The sequence below is a fragment of the Deltaproteobacteria bacterium genome (assembly GCA_009930495.1).
In the GTDB taxonomy this organism is placed as follows: domain Bacteria; phylum Desulfobacterota; class Desulfovibrionia; order Desulfovibrionales; family Desulfomicrobiaceae; genus Desulfomicrobium.
The window spans coordinates 1-2630 of sequence record RZYB01000264.1 but is presented as its reverse complement, the minus strand read 5'-3'; the positions used below and the strand labels follow the sequence as shown (position 1 = coordinate 2630).

The following is a 2630-nucleotide window of genomic DNA, read 5'->3' as shown; positions in this document are numbered from 1 at the left end:
GCGGATTCAGACGTACAAACGCTGACAGAGCGGGCAGTGGGTGGACGTGCGGCCGGCGATCCGGGCCGTGACCAGGGGCTGACCGCAGCCGGGGCAGGGGGCGCCGCGTTTGCCGTAGACCTGGAAGTGGTTTTGGAAGAGTCCGCTTTTGCCGTAGGCGTCGCGGTAGTCGCTGATGGTGCTGCCGCCGGCGGCAATGGCCGCGCGTAGGATACGTTGGAGCTCGGCGCACAGGCGATCCAGGCGTGCCGCCGGAATTCGCGCGGCGCGGCTGGCGGGATGAACGCGGGCCGCGAACAGGGATTCGTCGGCGTAGATGTTGCCAATGCCGGCCAGGACCGTTTGGTTCAGGAGCAGGCTTTTGATGCGCGCCTGGCGCCCGGCCAGCCGCTGGCTCAAGACATGGGGCGTGGTTTCCAGGGGTTCGGGGCCCAGGGCGGCGTAAAAGCTCCAGCCGTCAAGTTCCCTGGGCGAGAACAGCCCCAAATATCCAAAACGTCGTGGATCTTCAAAAATGATCCGGTCCGAGTTCGCGAGGTCGAAAACCGCGTGCGCATGGAGGGGAAGTGGCTCGTCCGTCCGCGCCAGCCAGACCCGGCCGGTCATCTTCAGATGGAACGCGAGCACGGACCCATTGTCGAGTCCGATCAGCAACAGCTTGGCCCGCCGGGTCACGCCCGTGATGACGCGTCCGGGCACGGTGTCCACGTCCCCGGCGCGTCGGATACTCGGCGTGAGCAGGCGGGCGGTTTCGATGCGCTGGCCTCTGGCCTGATGGTCCAGGCCCCGGGCGATGGTTTCCACTTCGGGGAGTTCGGGCATCAGCGTAGGGGCAGGTTGATCGTTAGGGTCCGGCCACCGCGCCGGATGCTCAGGACCAGGGGTTTTTTCTGGCGGGAAGCGGCCATGGCCGCGAAGTGAAGATCCGTGGGTTCGGCCAGCTTTTTGTCGCCGGCCACGACGAGGATGTCCCCGGCTTCGAGTCCGGCCCGGTCCGCGGCGGAAGCTGGCTCCACGGCGTCCACGCGCATGCCCGCGGCCTCGAAGACGACATTCATGCCCAAGCGGCTTTTGTGTTGGGCCGCGCAGGCGAAAAAGACGGTCTCGCCCGGCTGGGCGCGTGGACCGGAATCGGTCTGGGCCGCGAAATCCTCGCCGTCGCGCACGGGCATGACTCCCAAAACCCGGGAATTCGGGTTCAGGGTTCGCAGCCGGTATTCAATTCCCCAGCCATGCTCGACATGGCCGGCTCCGGCCAGGACAACCATGGGCCGGCCAAGCTTGGCGTGCCAAGCCAAGGCCTGTTCGGCCATCATGGAATCCCAGGCGGCCTGAACCAGGAAAAAGTGCTCGGCCATGTTTGCCATGGCCGGAGTGGGGGGTCTTTTTCGCGCGGCCGCGCGCATGCTCTGGTGCAGGCCGACCTGCTCCTCCAGGGCCTTTTTTTGTTCCGGGCTCACCGCGATGATTCGGGCTGGAATCAGGGCGCGCTCGGCGGGATCGAGGGCCGCCTCGCCCGCGTCGCGGAACTTGGTCAGCACCGCCCGTGGGATATTTAGGGCCAGCACGGGCAGGTCATGGGTTTCGGCCAGTTCGAAAATTGGCTGGTACTGTTCGTAGGGGTAGCCCCAGAGCTTGTCCCAGCCCACCTCTCGTCCAAGGTCGCGGGCACTGATGCGCCGGGCATTGAATTTCTCCAGTACGGGCTGGACCGTGACCGGGAGCATCTCCAGGCCAATGGCCGGCCTTTGTCCGGCCTGGACCATGGCCGTGATGACGCGGGCCTGGGCCGCGTGGTCGCAGGGGTTGGTATGTCCCTCGCCCACGAGAACGAAGTCCCTGGCCTGGGCCATGCGGGCAACGTCGGCCTCGGTCAGGATTTGTCCCGAGGCCGCCAAAAACGTGCCCGCCGGCGGGGCCGTCCAGGATGGACGGGGCCCCGTGGCGGGCTTGGTGGCGCAGCCGCAGAGAATCGCCAGCAGCAGAAACGCGAGACAGCGCGACGTGTTCATGGTTAGTCCCAGTTGCGTTTGTCCTCGATGAACCGGATCTGCGGCGGCAGGGTGCCGGGGGTGAGGATTTTCAGGGCCGGGCGGATTTTGATTTTTTCGCGAAACATGTGCAGCAGTTCCTCTTCGCGCTTGAAGCTCGAGGCCTCGATCAAGAGCGTCATCTCGTCGATGCCGCCGGGGTTGGTGACCTCGATCTGCCAGCGTTTGATTTCCTCGAACACGGAAATGACCTGTTCGACCTGGTGCGGGTACACGAACATGCCCTTGATGCGGGCCGTGGTGTCCACGCGGCCGACGATATTGCCCAGGCGCGGGGAGGTCCGGCCGCAGGCGCACGGTGCGCGGTCGATATAGGACAAATCGCCCGTGGCCAGACGAATGAGCGGGTAGGTCTTGTTGAAGGCCGTGACCACGATCTCGCCGACTTCGCCGTCCTTGAGCGGAATGCCCGTGTCCGGATGGCAGATTTCGACGTAGGCCCGGTTGGCGATGTGCAGGCCGTTTTTGTGGAAGCATTCATAGCCGATGCAGCCGACGTCGGCCGTGCCATAGCCCTGGCGCATGATCAGATCGAATTTCTTTTCCATGTTGGAGCGCATCTTCTCGGAGAATTTTTCA

General features: G+C 64.8%; 3 protein-coding genes. All 3 read right to left on the bottom strand.

The genetic code is table 11. The annotated features are described in order from the left end of the window. Window positions 1–6: 6 nt before the first annotated feature. Complete coding sequence (locus EOL86_13515; protein NCD26593.1) at window positions 7–822, bottom strand: bifunctional DNA-formamidopyrimidine glycosylase/DNA-(apurinic or apyrimidinic site) lyase; 816 nt, start codon at window positions 820–822, stop codon at window positions 7–9. Continuing rightward, window positions 822–2012 (bottom strand): PDZ domain-containing protein, encoded by a 1191-nt coding sequence (locus EOL86_13510; protein NCD26592.1) that lies wholly within the window; start codon window positions 2010–2012, stop codon window positions 822–824. Before EOL86_13510 ends, EOL86_13515 begins: the two co-directional genes overlap by 1 nt. 2 nt (window positions 2013–2014) lie before the next feature. Beyond that, on the bottom strand, window positions 2015–2630 hold a 616-nt coding region (locus EOL86_13505; protein ID NCD26591.1), incomplete at its 5' end, for a phenylacetate--CoA ligase family protein.